This window comes from Pseudomonas sp. TAA207 (assembly GCF_001529285.1).
GTDB lineage: Bacteria > Pseudomonadota > Gammaproteobacteria > Pseudomonadales > Pseudomonadaceae > Aquipseudomonas > Aquipseudomonas weihenstephanensis.
This window is the reverse complement of record NZ_LLWJ01000042.1, coordinates 1-18,220: the sequence shown is the minus strand read 5'-3', so window position 1 is coordinate 18,220 and position 18,220 is coordinate 1. Positions and strand designations below refer to the sequence as shown.

The 18,220-nt window shown below is 57.7% G+C and carries 13 protein-coding genes and 1 pseudogene; 8 read left to right on the top strand and 6 right to left on the bottom strand.

Annotation, left to right across the window (positions count from 1 at the left end; genetic code table 11):
* Positions 1 to 8: 8 nt before the first annotated feature.
* The 8 genes from AP059_RS01310 (at position 9) to AP059_RS01275 (ending at position 12,606) form a co-directional block, all read left to right on the top strand.
* Entirely contained in the window at positions 9 to 3,665 is a 3,657-nt protein-coding gene (locus AP059_RS01310) for a type VI secretion protein IcmF/TssM N-terminal domain-containing protein (RefSeq protein ID WP_059761538.1), read from the top strand.
* Positions 3,662 to 4,549 carry a type VI secretion system-associated protein TagF gene (gene tagF / locus AP059_RS01305; RefSeq protein ID WP_059761537.1) on the top strand — a complete coding sequence of 296 codons (888 nt, stop codon included), beginning with the start codon at positions 3,662 to 3,664 and terminating at the stop codon, positions 4,547 to 4,549. The genes AP059_RS01310 and tagF overlap by 4 nt, the downstream gene beginning before the upstream one ends.
* Complete coding sequence (tssM, locus tag AP059_RS01300) at positions 4,546 to 7,029, top strand: type VI secretion system membrane subunit TssM (protein ID WP_059761536.1); 2,484 nt, start codon at positions 4,546 to 4,548, stop codon at positions 7,027 to 7,029. The genes tagF and tssM overlap by 4 nt, the downstream gene beginning before the upstream one ends.
* A gap of 161 nt (positions 7,030 to 7,190) precedes the next feature.
* The gene (locus tag AP059_RS01295; RefSeq protein WP_059761535.1) at positions 7,191 to 7,709 is read left to right on the top strand and encodes an Hcp family type VI secretion system effector; all 519 of its coding nucleotides are present in this window, start codon (positions 7,191 to 7,193) and stop codon (positions 7,707 to 7,709) included.
* A gap of 109 nt (positions 7,710 to 7,818) precedes the next feature.
* Complete coding sequence (tssA, locus tag AP059_RS01290) at positions 7,819 to 8,907, top strand: type VI secretion system protein TssA (RefSeq protein WP_059761534.1); 1,089 nt, start codon at positions 7,819 to 7,821, stop codon at positions 8,905 to 8,907.
* 96 nt (positions 8,908 to 9,003) lie between these two features.
* Positions 9,004 to 9,681: a vWA domain-containing protein gene (locus tag AP059_RS01285; RefSeq protein WP_059761533.1), complete on the top strand. Its 678-nt coding sequence runs from the start codon at positions 9,004 to 9,006 to the stop codon at positions 9,679 to 9,681.
* Positions 9,671 to 10,429 (top strand): PP2C family serine/threonine-protein phosphatase, encoded by a 759-nt coding sequence (locus tag AP059_RS01280; RefSeq protein ID WP_059761532.1) that lies wholly within the window; start codon positions 9,671 to 9,673, stop codon positions 10,427 to 10,429. The genes AP059_RS01285 and AP059_RS01280 overlap by 11 nt, the downstream gene beginning before the upstream one ends.
* Positions 10,420 to 12,606: a topoisomerase DNA-binding C4 zinc finger domain-containing protein gene (locus tag AP059_RS01275; RefSeq protein WP_059761531.1), complete on the top strand. Its 2,187-nt coding sequence runs from the start codon at positions 10,420 to 10,422 to the stop codon at positions 12,604 to 12,606. The genes AP059_RS01280 and AP059_RS01275 overlap by 10 nt, the downstream gene beginning before the upstream one ends.
* A gap of 186 nt (positions 12,607 to 12,792) precedes the next feature.
* Here the strand turns inward: AP059_RS01275 and AP059_RS22980 are convergent.
* The 6 genes and pseudogenes from AP059_RS22980 to tssI all read right to left on the bottom strand — a co-directional run.
* A pseudogene (locus AP059_RS22980) lies at positions 12,793 to 12,987 on the bottom strand (hypothetical protein); the annotation flags it as partial.
* 275 nt (positions 12,988 to 13,262) lie between these two features.
* A complete protein-coding gene (locus tag AP059_RS01265; RefSeq protein ID WP_059761529.1) occupies positions 13,263 to 13,520 on the bottom strand; it encodes a PAAR domain-containing protein in 258 nt (85 codons plus the stop codon).
* A gap of 77 nt (positions 13,521 to 13,597) precedes the next feature.
* A complete protein-coding gene (locus AP059_RS01260; protein ID WP_059761528.1) occupies positions 13,598 to 14,569 on the bottom strand; it encodes a PoNe immunity protein domain-containing protein in 972 nt (323 codons plus the stop codon).
* A gap of 11 nt (positions 14,570 to 14,580) precedes the next feature.
* Entirely contained in the window at positions 14,581 to 15,540 is a 960-nt protein-coding gene (locus AP059_RS01255; protein ID WP_059761527.1) for a PoNi-like cognate immunity protein, read from the bottom strand.
* Positions 15,541 to 15,554: 14 nt separating this feature from the next.
* Positions 15,555 to 16,961 (bottom strand): hypothetical protein, encoded by a 1,407-nt coding sequence (locus AP059_RS01250; RefSeq protein ID WP_059761526.1) that lies wholly within the window; start codon positions 16,959 to 16,961, stop codon positions 15,555 to 15,557.
* Positions 16,958 to 18,220: type VI secretion system Vgr family protein (tssI, locus tag AP059_RS01245; RefSeq protein ID WP_120752303.1), on the bottom strand; the 1,263-nt coding region annotated here is incomplete at its 5' end. The genes AP059_RS01250 and tssI, both read right to left, overlap by 4 nt.

Genomic DNA, 18,220 nt, shown 5'->3' with positions numbered 1-18,220 from the left:
AGGTTGTAATGAAGACACTCTTGCAAATTATCAAAAGTTTCTGGTTCCTCTGGTTGTTGGTGTGGTTGTTAGGGCTGTCGCTCGGCGGCGCGATGCTGCGGTGGACTGTTATAGAACGGGAAGCCGTATGGGTTGGCATGGCATTGTTCAGTGCCTGTTGTTTGTTGTGGGTAGTACTGCGCCAGTACGGGCGAATTCGTACTGAACGTAACCTCGAACACCTGCTCAATGTTGAAGTTGACCGCGAGCAGCGGGGTGGCGAATTTCGCGACCATCAAGTGCTGCGCGAGCGGTTGCAACATGCCGTGAAATTACTGCGGGCTGCGCCGCAAGCGGGGGGCGGTGGTTCGGCGGCCTTGTCTGATCTGCCCTGGTATCTGGTCATCGGTTTGTCGGCTTCGGGTAAAACCTCGCTGCTGACCCGGGCCGGGTTGTCGGCGCGGGTGGCTGGCGGGTCGACGCCGGGGCTGCAGAGCGGAACCCAGCATTGTGACTGGTACTTCAGCCCCGAGGCGGTGATGATCGATACGGCGGGTCGATATCTGAGCGACGACCAGTCTGCCCACGAGTTCACCGGTTTCCTGAAGCTGCTCAGGCGTCAACGTCGGAGACCGGCGATCAATGGCTTGGTGCTGGTCGTGAGTTTGCCGGAGATTCTGTTGGCCAGTCCACAGGAGCGTGGGGTTCTCTGCGCACAGCTGGTAGCGAGGATTCAGCAATACAGTGCCAGCCTGGGGGTGAGCCCACCGGTCTACCTGATGCTCAGCAAGACGGACCTGCTACCCGGTTTCAATGCAGTGTTTGATGGGCTGGATGCCGAGGCCCGCCAACAGCCGCTGGGGATGACCTTCGAGTTGGGCGCGCTGCGCAAGCAGGGCGTGCGTCAGGTCTTGGAAGGCAAGTTTAATGCACTGCTAGTGCGTCTCAACCAACACGTGGGAGCGCAGGTTGCGCATTCGGCGGACGACGCCATTGAGCGTTTACAGTTCCCGCGCTATCTGGCGGATTTGTCCGGCGTACTGGCAGATTTTTTGGCGCCGTTTGGCGATGCCGATTCCACACCGGCCCCCTTGCTGTTGCGCGGCCTGTACTTTACCAGCGCGTTGCAGGATGGGCAGGCGCTGCCGGCCGTTCATGAAGATGAACTAAGCGAGCGTTATGGCTTGAAGCCTGCTGGGCAAGCGGTCGCCAGCCATACCGGTGAGAAGAGCTATTTCATCACCGGCGTCTTTCGCAACATTCTGTTCCCGGATCGGGAACTGGGCCTTTACCACGCCCGGCAGGGTGCACACCATGCGTGGCGGCCAGCGCTTTTGAGCGGCGCAGTGCTGGTCGCGGTGGGGGTGCTGGTGTGGCAGGCGAGTGCCTTCCACACTACTCGGTTGTGGCTGACCGAGCTGGCACAAGACCTCGAGGCTCACCAAGCGTCAGACGCGAATGCGCTGGCGACCCTGGAGATGTTGCGCGAGCAGTTGCAACAGCTTAAGGCGCAGGAGGGCAGAGACGATCCGTGGGCGTTGGCGGCCAGGTTGTATCCGGGGAGTGAACTGCGGGCACCGCTGCAGGCGGCCTACAGTGCACAGCTACAGCGCCAAGTGTTGGCCCCGATCAGTCGGCACCTGCAGCTGCAGTTGCATGACTTGAACGAGCTGGCCGCACAGCTGACCCATGAGTCGCATGAAGTCGTCGTGCCAAAAAAAGTGCCGCGTGGGGCGCAGGCCGTAGTGACAGAGCGGGTGAATGTCGAACGGCAAGCGGCGCTGTCACGTGCAGGGCTGGCACTCTCCGAGCAAGTCGTCAGTCGCCTCAATGAGGTGCAGGCGACCACTTTGGTCGAAGCTTACAGTGCGCTGAAGCTGTACTTGATTCTGACCGCTCCGCAGCAACATCCCGACACCGACTTTCTGTCTATCGCGTTGCCATTGGCGTGGCGCCAGGTGGCGCAGCCTATGGGACTGCGTTTGAACGCAGCATCAGTGAACAGCAACACCGAACTCTATGCGCAATTGATACATCAAGGCGATGCGCCGGCTCTGGCGCGTAATGACAGCCTCGTCAGCGCTGCACGGCAAAGTCTCAAGTCCCTGATGATCAGCAGCTCTTTGGTTGAGCGTGAATACCTCAGGCTGCAACTTGAGTCTGATCAACAATTCCCGGCATTGAGCCTGAATCAAATGATTTCGGGCTCAGGCCGAACCATGCTGTTCTCCTCGCAATCGGTGCCTGCCCTCTACACCCGTCAGGGCTGGGAGCAATTCGTGCAGCCAGCGCTGCTCAAGCTGCTTGCCGGCCCCTTGCGGCATGACAGTGATTGGGTGCTCGAAGGTCAAGACGTGGACCAGGACGTGCAGAAGGTCAATGTGATCCGCGACCTGCTGGCGCTATACAAACGTGACTACGCGGCAGCCTGGACGCGTTTTCTGGCGGGCACAGGCGTGCGTCAGTTCAGTACGATCGAGGAGGCATTACTGCATTTGGCGCCGTTGAGTGATGCCCAGAACTCGCCACTCAAGCAGGTGCTGATGGCGGTGCATCACAACACGCTGTGGGACCGTCCGCCCAGCGGTAATGGGCTGAAAGAGTCTGCCGCTGTCGGTTTGGCGGCTACGCTGCCGTTCACCGACGGCGCCCTGAGCAGCCAATTTGAAAGCGTCTCCCGTTTATTCTCCGCTGAAAACCCGGACGGCGCGGATCGTACGGTCATGGACCGTTATCTGGCGGCACTGCGCAAACTCAAGGTGCGTTTGAGCAATATCGAACGCTCGCAGGACCTGGGGAAAAACAGCAAGCAACTGGTTATTGAAACCCTCGACGGGCAGCCGACTGAGATCACCGCCTTACGCAACTATGTTGAAAGCAGTATCGAGACATCGCAGAACAGTCTCTCCGTTTCGCTGAAGCGCCTGTTCAATGCGCCGATCATGCTTAGCTGGGAAAGCGTGCGGGCCCCGGCCGGCGAACAGGTGGCCAAGGCATGGGCGCAGCAGATTGTAAAATCGTGGCAGCAAAACCTGGCCCATCGCTATCCGATCAATCCGGCAGCGGAGAATGAGGCCTCGGTCAAGGATCTGCAGCGTTTTGTAGATCCCACTACGGGGCTGATGCCGGCCTTTCAGCGCAACGAAATCGGTAACCTGGCCGCAGGGGAGGGGTTAGGCATGAGTCGCGCGGCAGGCAGCGCGCCGTTGGTGAGTCCACGCATGCTGCAGAGTATCGAGAAGGCCAGCGCACTGGGTGAAGTGATTGCCAGCCTGTCCGATCCAGGCAATGGGTTTGAGGTGATGCTGGAACCGTCCGCGCGGTTCACCGACCTGATTCTGACCCTCGATGGTCAGGTGCAGCACTACCGCAACGGTAAGCCGCAATGGAGTCGGCTCACTTGGCCGGGGAACTCGCAGAGTCCTGGTGCCCGCTTGGAGGTGGTGACCCTGACCGGGGAGCGCAAGACCGTGTTCGATTATCCAGGTCGTTGGGGTCTGTTGAAAATGAATGACAGCGCCAAGGTCGCCAACCTGGATCAGGTCCGCCAGCGTTTTACCTGGCAGGCACAAGGTGGGGACATCAGTCTTGTGCTGCGCAACTATGGCGGTGTACGCCTGACTGACCTCGGCGACGTGAAGTCCCTTGGTTCCTTGGGCGGCACAGCGCGGGTAGACGGCACATGATTGGCTGCTTTGGAAAAATCCCCGCCAGCGCGGATTTCGTCAGCCTGCATGGTGCATTACCGGAGGTGGCGGAGTTCGATCGATGGTTGCAACGCACCCTTGTTGATCTCGATCACAGTGAGCAGTGGCAGGCGCGTTTTGACGAACTGCCTCTGTGCTACTTCAGCTTTGTCAGTACAACCGGCGCCTGGTTGTTGGGCGGCGTGGTCAGTTCACGTGACAGCAGTGGCCGACGCTATCCGTTCTTTATCTTTCAACTCGTTCGCGTCTCCGATGGCGAGCTCAGTGCTCATACACTGGCTGAAGTCTTCGCCGCCCAGATCAAACCGTTGTTGATCGATGCGGCGCAAGGATTAGAGGTTGCTTTGGTATTCCGCCGTTTAGCTGCGCTGCGCCCTTGGGACCGCGCCGATCTCGCCCTGTATCAGCGCGTGCATCTGAAGTTCCTCGATGACTTCGAGCTAAGTGATATTGCTAACGCGCTGCAGCACTCCTACGCCAACCTGCATGGCTTGTCTTTGCAAGCGCGCCTGCAAGGCCTGAGCGCTAGCGTTGGTGAGGCGCGTCCGCCTGTGGTGCATTTTCCACTTCCGGCCGAGCGGGGGTTGAAGCGGCCCGTGGCGGATTTCTGGTGCGATTGGTGGGCTGGCCAAAACAATGGCCAAGTGCCGACGGTCAGTGTGCTGGTGGACGACTTTATGCACCCCGGACTGCTTTGCTTCGCTTCGCGGCATGTCGCCACCGCGTATCGCGTCCTGACAGGTGGGTTGTCTTGCCCCTCATTGCTTCACGCAGAGTCTGGCATCGAGTGCCCTGACGTGAGGACAGATCAGCCGTTGCGCAGGTTGCTTGCGTCGCTGCGGCAACAGGGGACGAGCGCATGAATCGGCTCAAGTATTACTTTTTGAAGTATCAGCCTTATGTGGTCGGCGTCAGTTGCTTCCTGATGCTTTTTGTCATCTGGAGATTGGGCGTGTGGTTGGGATTCACCTCCCTGCGCAGTCTGATGGTGGGGATAGGTGGGTTTCTGCTGTCTTCGTCGCTGTACGTGGTGGTGTTGCAGCGTGGGGCCGCGCAGTATCAGGATCTGGAAGTGCTATTGCGTGATGACGCCGATCAGGCGGTATTGAACGCCAGCCCTGCCGACCGTGAAGAGGTCAGTCTATTACGTGAACGCTTATTGCAGAGTATCGCTCGCTTGCGTGCCGGCACGCGTGGCCGGCACTCGCGCGATGCGCTGTATGCCTTGCCCTGGTACTTGGTGGTTGGCCAACCAGCTTCCGGTAAAAGTTCGATGTTGCTGCAATCGGGGCTGCACTTTCCGTACGCGGAACGTGAGGGCATGCGCACCGTGGGTTTGGGCGGGACGCGTAACTGCGATTGGTTTTTCAGTGCCGAAGCGGTGTTGCTCGATACCGCAGGCCGTTACATGGACGTCCCGGAGGAGGCGGGTCGTTGGCGCGGATTTTTGACCCTGCTGCGTCAATACCGCCCTCGCCAACCGCTGAACGGCTTGATCGTGACGGTCAGCCTGGAGGATCTGCTCAGCGCCTCGCCGCGAGAGTGCGAACAGTTGGCCAAGCGGTTGCGTGAGCGAGTGCAGGAAGCACAGGCGTTGCTGGAGCTGACGCTGCCGATCTATCTGGTCTTCACCAAGTGTGACCTTTTGCCAGGGTTCAGCGAGTTTTACCGGCAGCGGCACGCTTCGCAGCAAGAAGGAGTGCTTGGGGCGACCTTCCCCCATGCGCAATTTGAACACGCCGACTGGGGCGCGCGTTTTTCCGAGGCGCTGGACCTGTGGACCGGGCACTGGCAACGGGTGGCTGGTGAGCAGTTGGTGCAGCAAGACATTCGCATCACGCGGGAAGATCCAACGGTGTACCGCTTTCCGCTGGAGCTGATGGCGTTCAAACCGGTCTTAAGAGGGTTTGTCGCCGCCTTGGTGCAAGCCAATCCTTATCAGAAGGCGACCTTGCTACGCGGGTTCTATTTCACCAGCGCCTTGGATGCTCAGTGTGCAGCGTTGGGTGAGCACAACCGCCAAGTCAGCCAACGGTTTGCCCTGGCGCCTCTATCCAGCCCGGCTCAAGGCGCGGCCCAGCCACAATCGCTGTTCATCCAGAGCCTGTTCCAGAAGGTCATCATTCCGGATCAACATCTGGTGATGCTGTACAGCCGTAACCGTCGTGAGGAGCGTCGTCTTCGTGGTTGGCGTCTGGGGGGGGCGGTCTTGGCGCTGGCTGTTTGTGGTGCGTGGGGTGTGTCTTTTTGGCAGAACACACTGGCTATTGAGGGCCTCGCTGGCGACTTGGCGTTGGCCGCGGAGCAGGATGTCCAGTCACCGGGAACGTATGCGGCCTGGCAGCGCCTGGACCGTTTGCGCGCCAGTGCAGCCGATTACTACAACCAACACCGTCAAACTGGCGTGCCGTGGGCTTTGCGTCTGGGGCTTTATCAAGGTTGGCTGATCGAGCCTGAGGTACGTGAGCATTATTTTGCCGAGTTGGAACGGGTGATGCTGACGCCCGCTGCAGAGAACCTGACGCGGTCGTTATCGCTGTTACCGACGCTCAAAGTTTATCAGCGCACTACTCAGGATAAACACCCTGTGACCGGTATCGACAGCGTTGAGCCGCGGGCCTTACCCCAAGACAACCGTGCGTCATCCATCGCTCAGTTCGGCAAGACAACGCTGGAGACCTACCAGATGCTTGCCAAATCCGGGCAGGGCACGGCGGACCCGCTGTTGCTCAAACAGACGCTTCCAGACTTTTGGTACCCCAGCATTGCCCGTCATCTGGTCACCCAGGCAGGAGCCGTTCAGCCCGAAACCGTCGACTACCTGTATGCCGGGCGGCAAATTGCGTTTTACATCGAGCAGATCAACGAGCCGGACGTGCCCAGGATTATGGACAACGCGTTCTTGGTCTCCAGTTCGCGCAACTACATCAACAGCCTGTTAGTGCAGTCACTGCGGGCTATTGAGACCATCACCCTGGAGTCGGACACCTTATTTTCGTTCGGTCGGGCGGACTTGCAGAGCCTGAAGGATGGCGGCCGGCTGCAACTGAGCCAGATTGCCGCCAAGCTCCTCAATACCCCTAACGTCGGCACCATCGTGATTGCCGGCCATGCCGATCAAATCGGCGATGCCGAGAGCAACCTGCGGGTTTCTCGCCAGCGCGCCGAGACCATCAAAACCTACCTGGTTGGAAAAGGCGTACCCCAGGAGCTGGTCACGGCCATCGGGGAGGGAAGTCGTCGGCCTTTAGTGCGCTGTGAAAGCGCATTGCCGCGCGCGGAACTGATCAAGTGTCTGGAGCCGTACCGCCGTGTGGAGATTGAAGTGCGCGCACAGCCATGACGGCGTTGGGCCGCGCAAGAAATACTGGTTGTCGAGCGGGAACTCCTGCTCGGTAACACCAGTAAATGTCTCATTTGCTTGGGCAATGGGACTTATCGCAATGGTGCCGTGTTCCGCTGATGGATTGACACCGCCTTACACCAATGAAGGAGTTTTACCCAATGGCATTTGATGCATACCTGAAAATCGACGGCATTCCTGGTGAAAGCACCGACGACAAGCACGCTGACTGGATCGAAGTGGTGGGTTACGAATATGGTGCCACCCAAGCCACTTCCGCCACCGCCAGCTCGGCCGGCGGCGCCTCATCGGAGCGCGTGAACCTGAGTGATTTTTCGATCCGCAAGGTCGTCGACAAAGCGTCGGCCAAGCTGTTCGAAACCTGCTGCAAGGGTCAGCACATCAAAGAGGTGGTGCTGCACGTCAACCGCGCGGGAGGCGACAAAGTCACCTACCTGACCATCACGATGGAAGAAGTGGTGGTGTCTTCCGTCAAGTTCCTGGGCAACATGGACGCCGGCAACGACGCTGCCGACGTCAGTGATCTGCCCAAGGAAGAAGTCAAATTCAACTATGCGCGAATCAAGACCGAGTACGTTCAGCAGAAGCGCGGTGACGGTCAAGGTGGCGGCAAGGTTGTGGGCGGCTGGGATCGCACCAAGAATAAGACGCATGCCTAAGCAATACCCCTTGCCCTGATTGAAAGGGTAGAGGCGATGCCCTGCCTCGGTATCGAGGCGGGGCGTTTTGCGTATTAGAGGTAATGAACGGCGATAGCCGGAGGTAAGCATGTCTGAACATTTGCACGAATATTCCATCGTCGTCCTGACCCAACCTATCGACGGGGGCAGTGGTGACGATTTGAGCTTTTCGGAGCTGTTTGATCAGATCAAAGAAGCACGGCGTGCCGATGCGTCCTATCTGGCCCAGGGGGAGTGGCAAGCGGAACTGAAACACGCGGATTGGGAGCAGGTCGTTCGTCTGAGCGCTGACGGTCTGTCCCAGCAGAGCAAAGACCTGCGCATGGTGGCCTGGTTGTGCGAAGGGCTGGGCCACCAACACCAGTTTGAGGGGATCACATTTGGTTTGTCGGTTTGCGACGCCATTCTCAAGGGGCATTGGCCCAAGTTGTATCCTGCCCTTGACGAGGGACTGGAGGCCCGAGCCGAACGTTTGGCGTGGCTGAGCACCATCCTCACCGATATAGTCGCCAGCGTTCCTCTAACCCAGGACCCACCCTACGGCCTGGCCCTGTATGAGCAGTCACTTCAAGTCGATAACAGGGGACGACAGAGCCCGGAAGCGATGGACGCGTGCCTGGCCGAGGGCAAGATCAATGGGGAAATGTTCCAGCGGGCAGCCGCGTTGACGGCTGTTGACTATCTGCAAACTCGGCACGCTGAGGTGCAGAAATGCCTACGCGTTTGCCGAAGCTTGCAAACATCGATTGACGAATTGTTTGAGCTGGACGCACCGCGCCTGACCCGTCTGGATGAAACACTGGTTCGGGTCAATCAACTGACTGAAAGGCTGTTGGCGGAGCGCGGCGGTGATGTGGTACGAACGCCTGCGCCGGCTGTTGCCCCTCAACCGACAAAACCTATGGCGCCACGTACACCTGCCCAACACGAACCGGTGCTCACTCCACCGACGGTTGAGGCTATTCGTACGGAGCCGCACTCCCGAGCGGAAGCGTTGGCCCAACTCCGAGGCGTGGTCAAGTACTTCAAGCAAACCGAGCCTCATAGCCCAGTACCCCTGCTGATTGAGCGCGCCATCAAATGGGGGGATATGCCGCTGGAGAGTTGGTTGAGTGACGTGATCAAGGACAGCAGCGTGGTGGACGGGATTCGTAATGTTCTAGGGACAGATGTTTAGAGGTGGTCTGTACGTATCATCCTGTGCCAATTATAGTCCATGCTGGTATCGTGCCATTACGTACGACAGCTTCGTCAGGGACTGAAAGGGGACAAGATGACCGATTTTGAGCAGCAACCTTTTGCGGACGCCGAGTTTGCAGAGAATCCGGAGCAACGATGCCCCTGCATATTGCTGTTGGACACGTCATCGTCCATGAACGGCGCGCCGATCCAACAATTGAATGATGCGTTGCTGTTTTTCAAAGAAGAGTTGTATGCCGATGCGATGGCGGCGAAGCGGGTAGAGTTGGCCGTGGTGACTTTCGGACCGGTCAATGTCCAAACCGACTTCACGACCGTCGATGGGTATTTCCCTGAAGTGTTGGAAGCCAGCGGTGTCACGCCAATGGGCGAGGCCGTTGAGCGTGCGTTGGATCTGTTGCGTGAACGCAAGGCGCGGTACCGAGCCAACGGCGTGAAGTACTACCGTCCCTGGGTTTTCCTGATTACTGACGGAGCGCCGACGGATGACTGGCAGGAAGCGCGGCGACGCGTGCACGAGGGGGAAGAACGAAAGGAGTTCATGTTCTATTCTGTGGGCGTCGACAGAGCGGAGATGTCCACGCTTTCCCGGTTAGGGACGCGTCAACCCCTTAAGCTGAAAGGCCTGGCGTTTCGAGAGCTCTTCGCTTGGCTATCGAGCTCGTTGAGCGCGGTATCACAGTCCAACCCGGGGGACGCTGTTCCTCTTTCCAATCCGACAGGACCGACGGGGTGGGCCGTTGCAGAGTAATCCGCATTGGCGTTGGGCGGCTGCGTCGTGCATTGGCACATCACATCTGAAAATGGGGACGAGGAAGCAGGACGCCTACAGCGTTATGCACCTCACTCCAGATGTTTTTTGTGCAATTGTCTCCGATGGCGCAGGCAGCGCGGCCTACGGCGGGCAAGGTGCAACGTTAACCTGCCGTAGTTTGATGGGCAGTCTTCGTCACTGGTTTAGCGACCAGGATGTGCTGCCGGATGACGACATGATCATGGGCTGGATTGATCAGCTGCGCGACCGACTCGCTAAGGTCGCGCAGACGCGTGCAGTCACGCGGCGGCAGTTTGCCGCAACCTTGGTGATGCTGGTGGTATTCAAAGATCAAGTTCTCGCGTTGCAAATCGGCGATAGCGCGCTGGTGGCACGTAAAGCGGGTACCTGGGAGGCTCTGTGCTGGCCGGAGAATGGAGAGTTCGCCGCCACAACCTATTTTGTCACCGATGACCCTGAAGTGCGTGCTCATATCTATCGCTTGGATCGCGAGTATGACGCCTTTGCGCTGTTTTCGGATGGGCTTGAGTCAGTTGCATTGGAGCAGGCTACGCAGCAGCCCTTCGCGCGTTTTTTTGATCCGATGATTAAACCGGTGGATCAGGAAAGTGCTGAGGGACGTCTGGTCGTGTTGTCAAATGCACTCGCACGCTATCTGCATAGTCCCGCCCTCTGTGAACGCACCGATGATGATAAGACGCTTGTTCTGGTGTCATGTCGCTGAGCTCTGTACAAGTCAAGGTCGGCGGTAGAACCGAACGACTCGATAAGCAGTTGGGTAAAGGTGGGGAAGGCGATGTTTTCGCGTTGGCCGGGCGCGCAGATCGAGCGGTTAAGATCTATAAGACGGCGTTGCGAGGCTCCCGCGAAAGTAAAGTTAGGGCGATGATCGACGGGCAGTTGGCCGGAGCGACGACCTTGGTCGCGTTTCCGTCTGAAGTCGTGACTGATGCCTCCGGCAACTTTCTTGGTTTTACCATGCGGCTGGTAGCGGGTTACCATGCGCTTCATGAGCTGTATAGTCCGAAATCCCGCAAGCTTCATTTCCCCAAAGCGGACTATCGATTCCTGGTGCGCGTAGCGCAGAACGTTGCGCGCGCGGTTGCCACTGTGCATCAGGCCGGTTGTGTTATCGGCGATCTCAATCACTCCGGCGTGTTGGTAGGGCAGGATGCGACCGTTGCACTGATTGATGCCGACAGCTTTCAGTTCAGCTTAAAGGGGCATTCATATCCCTGTGTTGTCGGAACCGAAGACTTCACACCTCCCGAGCTTCACGGGAGCAGCCTCGCAGCTGTCACACGAACCCAAGCGCACGATAATTTTGGGCTTGCGGTGGCCATTTTCCAGCTGTTAGCGATGGGTAAGCACCCCTATGCAGGCCGCTATAACGGCCCTGACCTCACGCTGGGGCAATCGATTGCGCAACATCGCTTCGCCTTTTCAATGGTTCGACGGGATGAAACACGAACTACACCGCCGCCCGGTTCAGTACTGTTGGCAGACTTCCCAAAGGAGATAGCGGCAGCATTGGAGTCCGCCTTTGGGCTAGCACCCTCGTCTCGTCCAGATCCAGCGGCTTGGGTCTATCTTTTACAGGGGCTTGAGACGGGCTTGCGTCGATGTGCGGATGTGCCGACTCACTATTTTCCAGGTTCGGCAGGCACTTGCTTGTGGTGTCGGTTAGCGAGTCAGTCTGGCGTCGAAATGTTTCCCCAGGGGCTGGTTGTTGGCAATGTTCCGGTGGCAGGTCCGTTCGATCTCGAAAGGATGTGGACGGCTATTCGGGCTGTACGTCTGCCATCACCCACGGAGGTGCTACCGGTCTGGAGCGGCAATATAGGCTCGCCCAGTGTGGCGGTAACGCGTGCGAAGAACACGCGGCATGACCCTGCAATCTTCGGTGGTTTTGCATTGCTGGCTGCAGTGGTCGGCTATGTTGCCGTGCCAGGAGCGGCGGTTCTGTGGGGGCTTCTGGGTTTCGGCGGTTTAGCGCGAATTTTCGCCACTAAAAAGATAGATCCAACTCCTTTGCGCATGTCCTATCAGGATGCGGACAGCAAGGTGCGTTTGGCATCTCAGGCCTACCTACAACGGATTGGCCTTCGGGAAATGCACGTTCTGTATGCTGACCTAGAGGATGCAGTGGTTCGGTATCGCCAGCTCGAAGCGCAGCTCGCTCAGGCGCTGAAGCAACTGAAGGCGACTCGGGAGGATCGTCAGCGTACGGTTTTCCTGGATCGGTTTCTGATCAGGCGAGCGTCTATATCAGGTATCGGTGCCGGAAAGACCGCCACGCTCGCGTCGTTTGGCATCGAGACTGCGGCGGACATTACCGCGTATACGGTTCGAGCAGTGCCAGGTTTTGGAGAAGCCTTGACGGCGAAAATGTTGATCTGGCGTCAGGAGCAAGAGGCTAAATTTCGTTACAACGCCACGCCGGATCCGTCTGATGTGCAGGCAGAGCAGTCGGCCCGCGTGACGTTTGCCACTAAGCAGATTGAGTTGCAGAAGAAAATTCAATCGGGTTTTGCCGCTTTACAGGCTTCAGTGCCTCGATGCCTTTGCGCCAAGGTCACGCCCGATCAAGCTCTTCAGCAGGCACTGCAAGAGCGCGCCATCGCTGAGCACGATTGTGTGGTGTTGGGAATTAATGTGCCGGCACTTACGCCCATCTCGATTGAGCTGCCTAAAAGAACCCAGGTTGCGCCGAGCAAAGTTCAACCGCTATCGAGTGTCCCGCGGATGGTTGCGCCCGTGACGACGCGCCCGGTGGTTACCAATGCGTGCCCGAGTTGCGGCGCGTCCATGGTGCGTCGAACGGCTCGTAAAGGGAAACACGCAGGTCGTCAATTTTGGGGGTGCTCCAAGTTCCCTGCGTGTAAAGGCACAAGAAGCTAGGGAGCGCTGGATGTTACAGCGGCTCACCGTCATGTGTGCAGTGGCGCGGGGCAATAGGGGATAGGTACGGCGTATGAGAGCGTCGCCGACGGCGCTCAAGACGAAGCCGGCAGACCGGACAACTGCCCTACCGGTGTCGCCTTGGGTCAAGGAGCTGATCAGGCCATGCACGTAGCGCACGGGGGTGTCGCCACGCCAGATCGTCAGCAGTGCGGTCTTGTCCAGCAGCGTGCCGAAGTCCAGTTCGGCATCAAAGCTGGCCAGTTGCAGTGCCAGTGTGAAGGGCTTGGACAGGCTTTCATCAAGGGTGAATTCGATGACCTCGAAGTCGGCGCCACCGCTGGGTTCGAAGGTGTAGCGCAAGTCGCTTTGGCGGGGCATGGCGCCCTCCTTGATGCACACTACCGCCCAACCCGTGATCTCGACGGGCTGGAAGGTAGCGAACAGTAAAAGCCCTGCCCATCAGTGGGGCCGGCGTAGTTGTGTTGGGTAGAACGGACTCGCGTCAGTTGCCCGAGGCTTCAGTGCCTGAGGTCAAACGGCCTGGATGATCTTTTTGGGTGGGCGGGGGGCAGATTGAACGCTAGGAGTTGGGTGTAGCCGTTACTGCTCGGATCGTGCGCTGGGGCAGGGACGGTAATGAATGCTAGCTAGCTTTAATCGACCAGCCAACAGGCATCGCCGTTTTCCAGCGTGCCGTCATGGTCAGTGGTGTCGCCGACACGGGCAACAGCCTGGCCCTCAATTGACATCAAATCTGAGCCACTGTTAATGACGGCGCCGCAACCGAGGGTGTCGCCGACGCGCGCAACAGAGCGGTTGTTGATGTTGAAATTTTCCGCGCCACTGTCAACGGTGGTGGGGCCGCACAAAGGGCAGTCGTGGTCGTGACCGACCAAAACAACAGCAGGCATAAAGTTTTCTCTTATGTTGACCTTGAAAAGGTTTCGATCCAGTACCTTCAACAATGCTGGCGTCATGGCGATAGCCGCTAGGCTGAGGAGTTAAACGTTCTCGACAATTGCCAGTGCACCACCTCGTTTTCAATCTTGGGAAAAGGCGTGTTGTGCATGAAGGGCTGCTCGCCGACCATGCGCTCTACGCAAACGTAGTAGCCCGGCCACGGACAGAGTGCGCCGGAGGGCAGCGTGGTGGGGCGGCTCCAGGCCAGCGTCTCTTCATCCGGGTAGGTGTCCCCTCGTTTGCGGTCGCGTGCCTTGTCAAGCAGCGCCTTGGGGTAATGGTGGGTGTCGCCAATGGATGCGTCGTCAATTTTCCACAGCAATGCGACCAAGGCTGCCTCAAAGGCCCAGTAGCCAATGTGGTCGCCTCTCGCCCTGCCATGACGCCCATGCCAGTAACACCCCTGCAATCCGCCATACCAGTGCTTGAGGTACAGACTAAGGTGTTGCCGTTGCTCAGCGCTACGAAGGTCAAGGGTTTCTAACAGGGTTGAATAAGGTTGTGGGTGAATCAGAGTTTTGCCTGCAAAGGTCTTCTCAACCCGATCAAATAGACGGTGAAGAAGGGCGTCGTGGCCGCGTTCATCGTCTCGGTTGATCCAGCTAAGTAACCACTCAATTCGCTGCGGGTAACCGAACAGAACCGCCAATGCCAACAGCCATAAAATGTATTGGTATTCGTCACGCACCCAGGGCCGTAACTGAGCGTCGGCTGTCGGGTAGGCATCAAAATGCCGCTGGAATTGGATAAAGGCGTAATCGACATAAGTGTCGACCAGTTCCAGTGGTTCGCCCCCAGAATAGCGTTGGATCGCCAACTCCAAGGCCATATAGGCGTGATCCCAGCTCAAACCTTTGTTATGGCGCGCGACACGCAGGGGATCAGTCACCAGATCGCTGATGTCCCTATCCGCGAATTCGGCCTCTTTGGCTGCTGTTGAAGCCTTGTAGTGCTGCTCGGTCATCCATGGGTCGCGCTTGACTTGATCGAAATGGCTCATGGAGAACTCCTTCAGGCTGAAATACCTTTTACCAAGCGCCAAGTGACAGCCCGTCCATTGTCGGTGGGCAGGATCAGGCCTTCGCCGAAGGTTTGCGGGCCGACGGGCCAGTCGTCGCAGACCCAGACGCCCGAAACCGGGCAAGCTTCGCCGGACTTGGCACGCAGGCCACTGGAGGTCTCGATGCAATGGCCTTCGGGGAAACTGCGCAGTACGTGATGGGTGCGAGCGTCGTCGACTAAGTCCTTGGGGTAATACGGCAGGTCGCGATAGGGAGTGTCGTCGACCTCCCATAGCAGCGTGACCAAACCGGCTTCGAAGGCCCAGTAGCCAAAAAAACCTGCATCTGCTCTGCGCTTGTGACGGTCATGCCAGTAGCAGTTGCGCATGCCGCGATACCATTGTTTCAAGTAGGCGCGCAGGGCTTGCTGTTGCTCGTCGCCCCGAGTGTTTAGCGCGGTGAGCAGTTCGCCATAGGGTTTTTCGTGAATCAATTTATCGCCCGGCAGAGAGATGCCCACCCGTGCAAACAGGCGCCGCAACAATGCGTCTTGCCCATCATCTGAGTCTTTGCTGATCCAGCTGGCGATTTGTTCAATGCGTTTGGGCATGTTGAACAAGACGGCCAAGGACAGTAACCAAAGGATGTATTGATAGGCGTCTGGCTCCCAGGGTTTCAGGGAAAACTCAGGGAAGGCTTTTTTGTGACGTTCGAATTGGGAAAAGGCGTGGTCGACGTAAGCAACCAATGACTCTAAGGGTTCGCCGCCTGAATAGAGTTCAATCAATAATTCCAAGGACTCGTAGCAAAAGCCCCAACTCACGCGCTTTTTGTGTCCTTCACTTTGCTTTTCTGCAACGACCTCAGCAGCTTTACGGCCTACATACTGTTCTTTCAAGTAGGCAATATCTTCTAAATAATTTTTTTCTTGTAGTAATGGCTCGCGTTTGATTTCTTCGAAACTTTTCATAATGAATAAATTCTCTATGTCTTAGGTACGATGCTGCTGATGACGTTTGCATTTTCATCCAGTCGAGTAATGCTGGTTACTTTCCCATTTTCGTCCACGACCATTAACCATCGTTCGTAGTCAGAGTTCCTGATGGCTCCTGCCTCTTTTCTGCCGACAGCATCAGCTAAGCGAGGGGCAATCCATTCATCACTCATCTGCTTTGCACTTGGATACCCGGCACTGCCCTTGGTCGTGGGGAGTTTGCTCGCCGCAAATTCACCGCCTGTACGGTACTTGGTTTCAGTGATGATATAGGGCGGCGGCGGGTTGGCGTTCTTATAGACGCCATCAATGCCGCGTCCGATAGGCTTCATGCCCATGCTGCGCGGCCCACGGCTGCTGGACAACAGGTTTTCATAGCCCCTACCCAGCATGTACTGATCGCTTATGACCTCCCCATAAATACCCTTTTGCGCAGTGGTAGCAGTCTTGGGATCGAAGGCGTGGACGTTAGGGCCATGCGGCACAGGCTGTGGCGCGATGGGCACAGGTGTTCCGAAAGTTCCGGGAGGGCGCTCCAGATAGATCGGGGGCATACCCACCCCTGAAGTTATTCGGCCACCGTCCATGGCCATAGGCACTGGTTTTTCGGCGCGCACCCCAGCGGTAGCGACCTGGCTGGGTTCCTTGAGGGCTTGCTCCAGTGCTTTGGCGAGTCGTGCGTCCAACTGAGCCAAGGCCAGTGGGAGCTCTCGAATCGCATGAAGCTGCACGGCGTAAAATTGCTTCTCCATTTCTTGCAATCGAGCTAACAGTTGGGTGGCCTGGTTGAAGGGCCATCGATTAAGGTAGCTGCGCAAGTTGCGCACTGCGTCCAATGTCTTGCTCAAGAATGTGTTTAGGTATTCAAGCAAAGCTTTTTCATAAGCCGTGAACTTGATGGCCTTGAGCATGTGCTCAACGTTACCCCGGGTAAATTTGCCAAGGAAATGAAGTAAAGTTTTGAGAGCGACCTGGCTTTCGCGTATGAGCAGCAAGCATAAAGCGCGCAGAAAAGCAGAGGCCTCTTGTCCGATTACAGCCCCCACCGCGCTGCCCACCACTGTCCCAGCGCTGCCTGCGATCGCTCCGATCACGGGCGCAATCAGGGTGATGAGGCATGCAATCAGCAAGACCCACTCCTGCCACTCCGGCGGTTGTGGTCGACTCTTGCTTGCCGTGCCGTTGTAACGTTTACCCAGTCGCATGCAGATGGCAGCAATATCGCGTGCGCTGAGCACAATCACGACGCCCGGAACAAAAGACAGCAGCATGTCGGCAATGACCACGCTCAGTGGGCGGTCTTCGGCGAACTCGCCAAGGACTAAGTCGCGCAACCACGCGAATCCACCTGCAACCTTTTCTATCGCTTCGTCTAACCAGTTATTAGCCGTACTCACGACTGACCTCCGGACAAATGTCTGGGGAAGATCAGCTGCTGTAAATCAGGATTGAGTTCAGTACAGGCTGTTACTTTCGATTTAGCAGGTGAGTTGTGATAGCTCACGTGGGCGCTACATCCTGGCGTGACATTAGATAGGCGTGCGTAGCCCTCTTGATCCACGACGCCGGTGCGCTGGGTGCCATCGGATAGGGTGGCGGTGAACGCATTGCCGGCCATGGGCGTACCGTCAGGATGAACCAGACGAAACTCGATCTCACTAGCATTGGGGGGTGGTGGGATGCCAAAACGTGCGGGCGCTTGAACCTGAGTCGCGGCATGGATCAGCATCGGCTCAGGGCACCCCATCTCGATACGCCCATTGGCCAATTTGATGAATGCACCGCCGCAACTGAGGATCAGTGCGGTGCTGCTGTCGATGTGAACTTCACCATTGCGACTGGTGACCGAGATGTTATCGGTGGCCGTGATCTGCAATTGCTGGCCGACATTCAATTGCTTGTTTAAGGCCACTTGTTCGTTAGAGTTAAGACCCACTATGACGTTGAGCAAGCCGCCGACACTCAGTGTCTTGGCGAGGGCAACAGTCTGCGTGGATGCTCCCAGTATGTTTTGGTCGCGGTTGCCCTCGATATGAATTTTTTCGTTGCCACCCACAGTGCGGGTTCGATCCTCGCCTACCTTTAAGTGCTCGTTACGAACTACCTCCTCACTGCGGTTATTGCCCACAAACGTGGTTTCGTTGTGGTTGACGTGGATGTTCTGATCTTTCTCGGCATGGACGTAGATCTCTTCCACGCCCTTTTCATCCTCAAATCGCAGCTCATTGAAGCCATCACCTTTATGGGTCTGGCTTTTGATCGTCATGCGGGTTTTGTGTTTGGGCAGTTCGTAGGGCGGCAGGTTGGCTTCGCGGTAGGCGCGGCCAGTGGCGATTGGTTGGTCGGGGTCACCGTCGAAGTACTGGATGATTAGCTCCTGACCGATGCGCGGTATCGCCATCGCGCCCCAAGTGGTGCCCGCCCAGCCTTGGGCGACGCGGATCCAGCAGGAGCTGTGTTCGTTGTTCTGGCTGGCGCGGTCCCACGGGAAGCTGACTTTGACCCGGCCCCACTTGTCGCAGAAGATTTCTTCGCCGGGCGGGCCGACCACAGTGGCGGTTTGCGGGCCGTCGATGCGCGGTTTGGGGCGCAGCGGGGCTTTCCAGTCGAAGGCGGCGGGGGCCAAGGTGGCCTTGAGGTGATAGCGGGTGCCAGA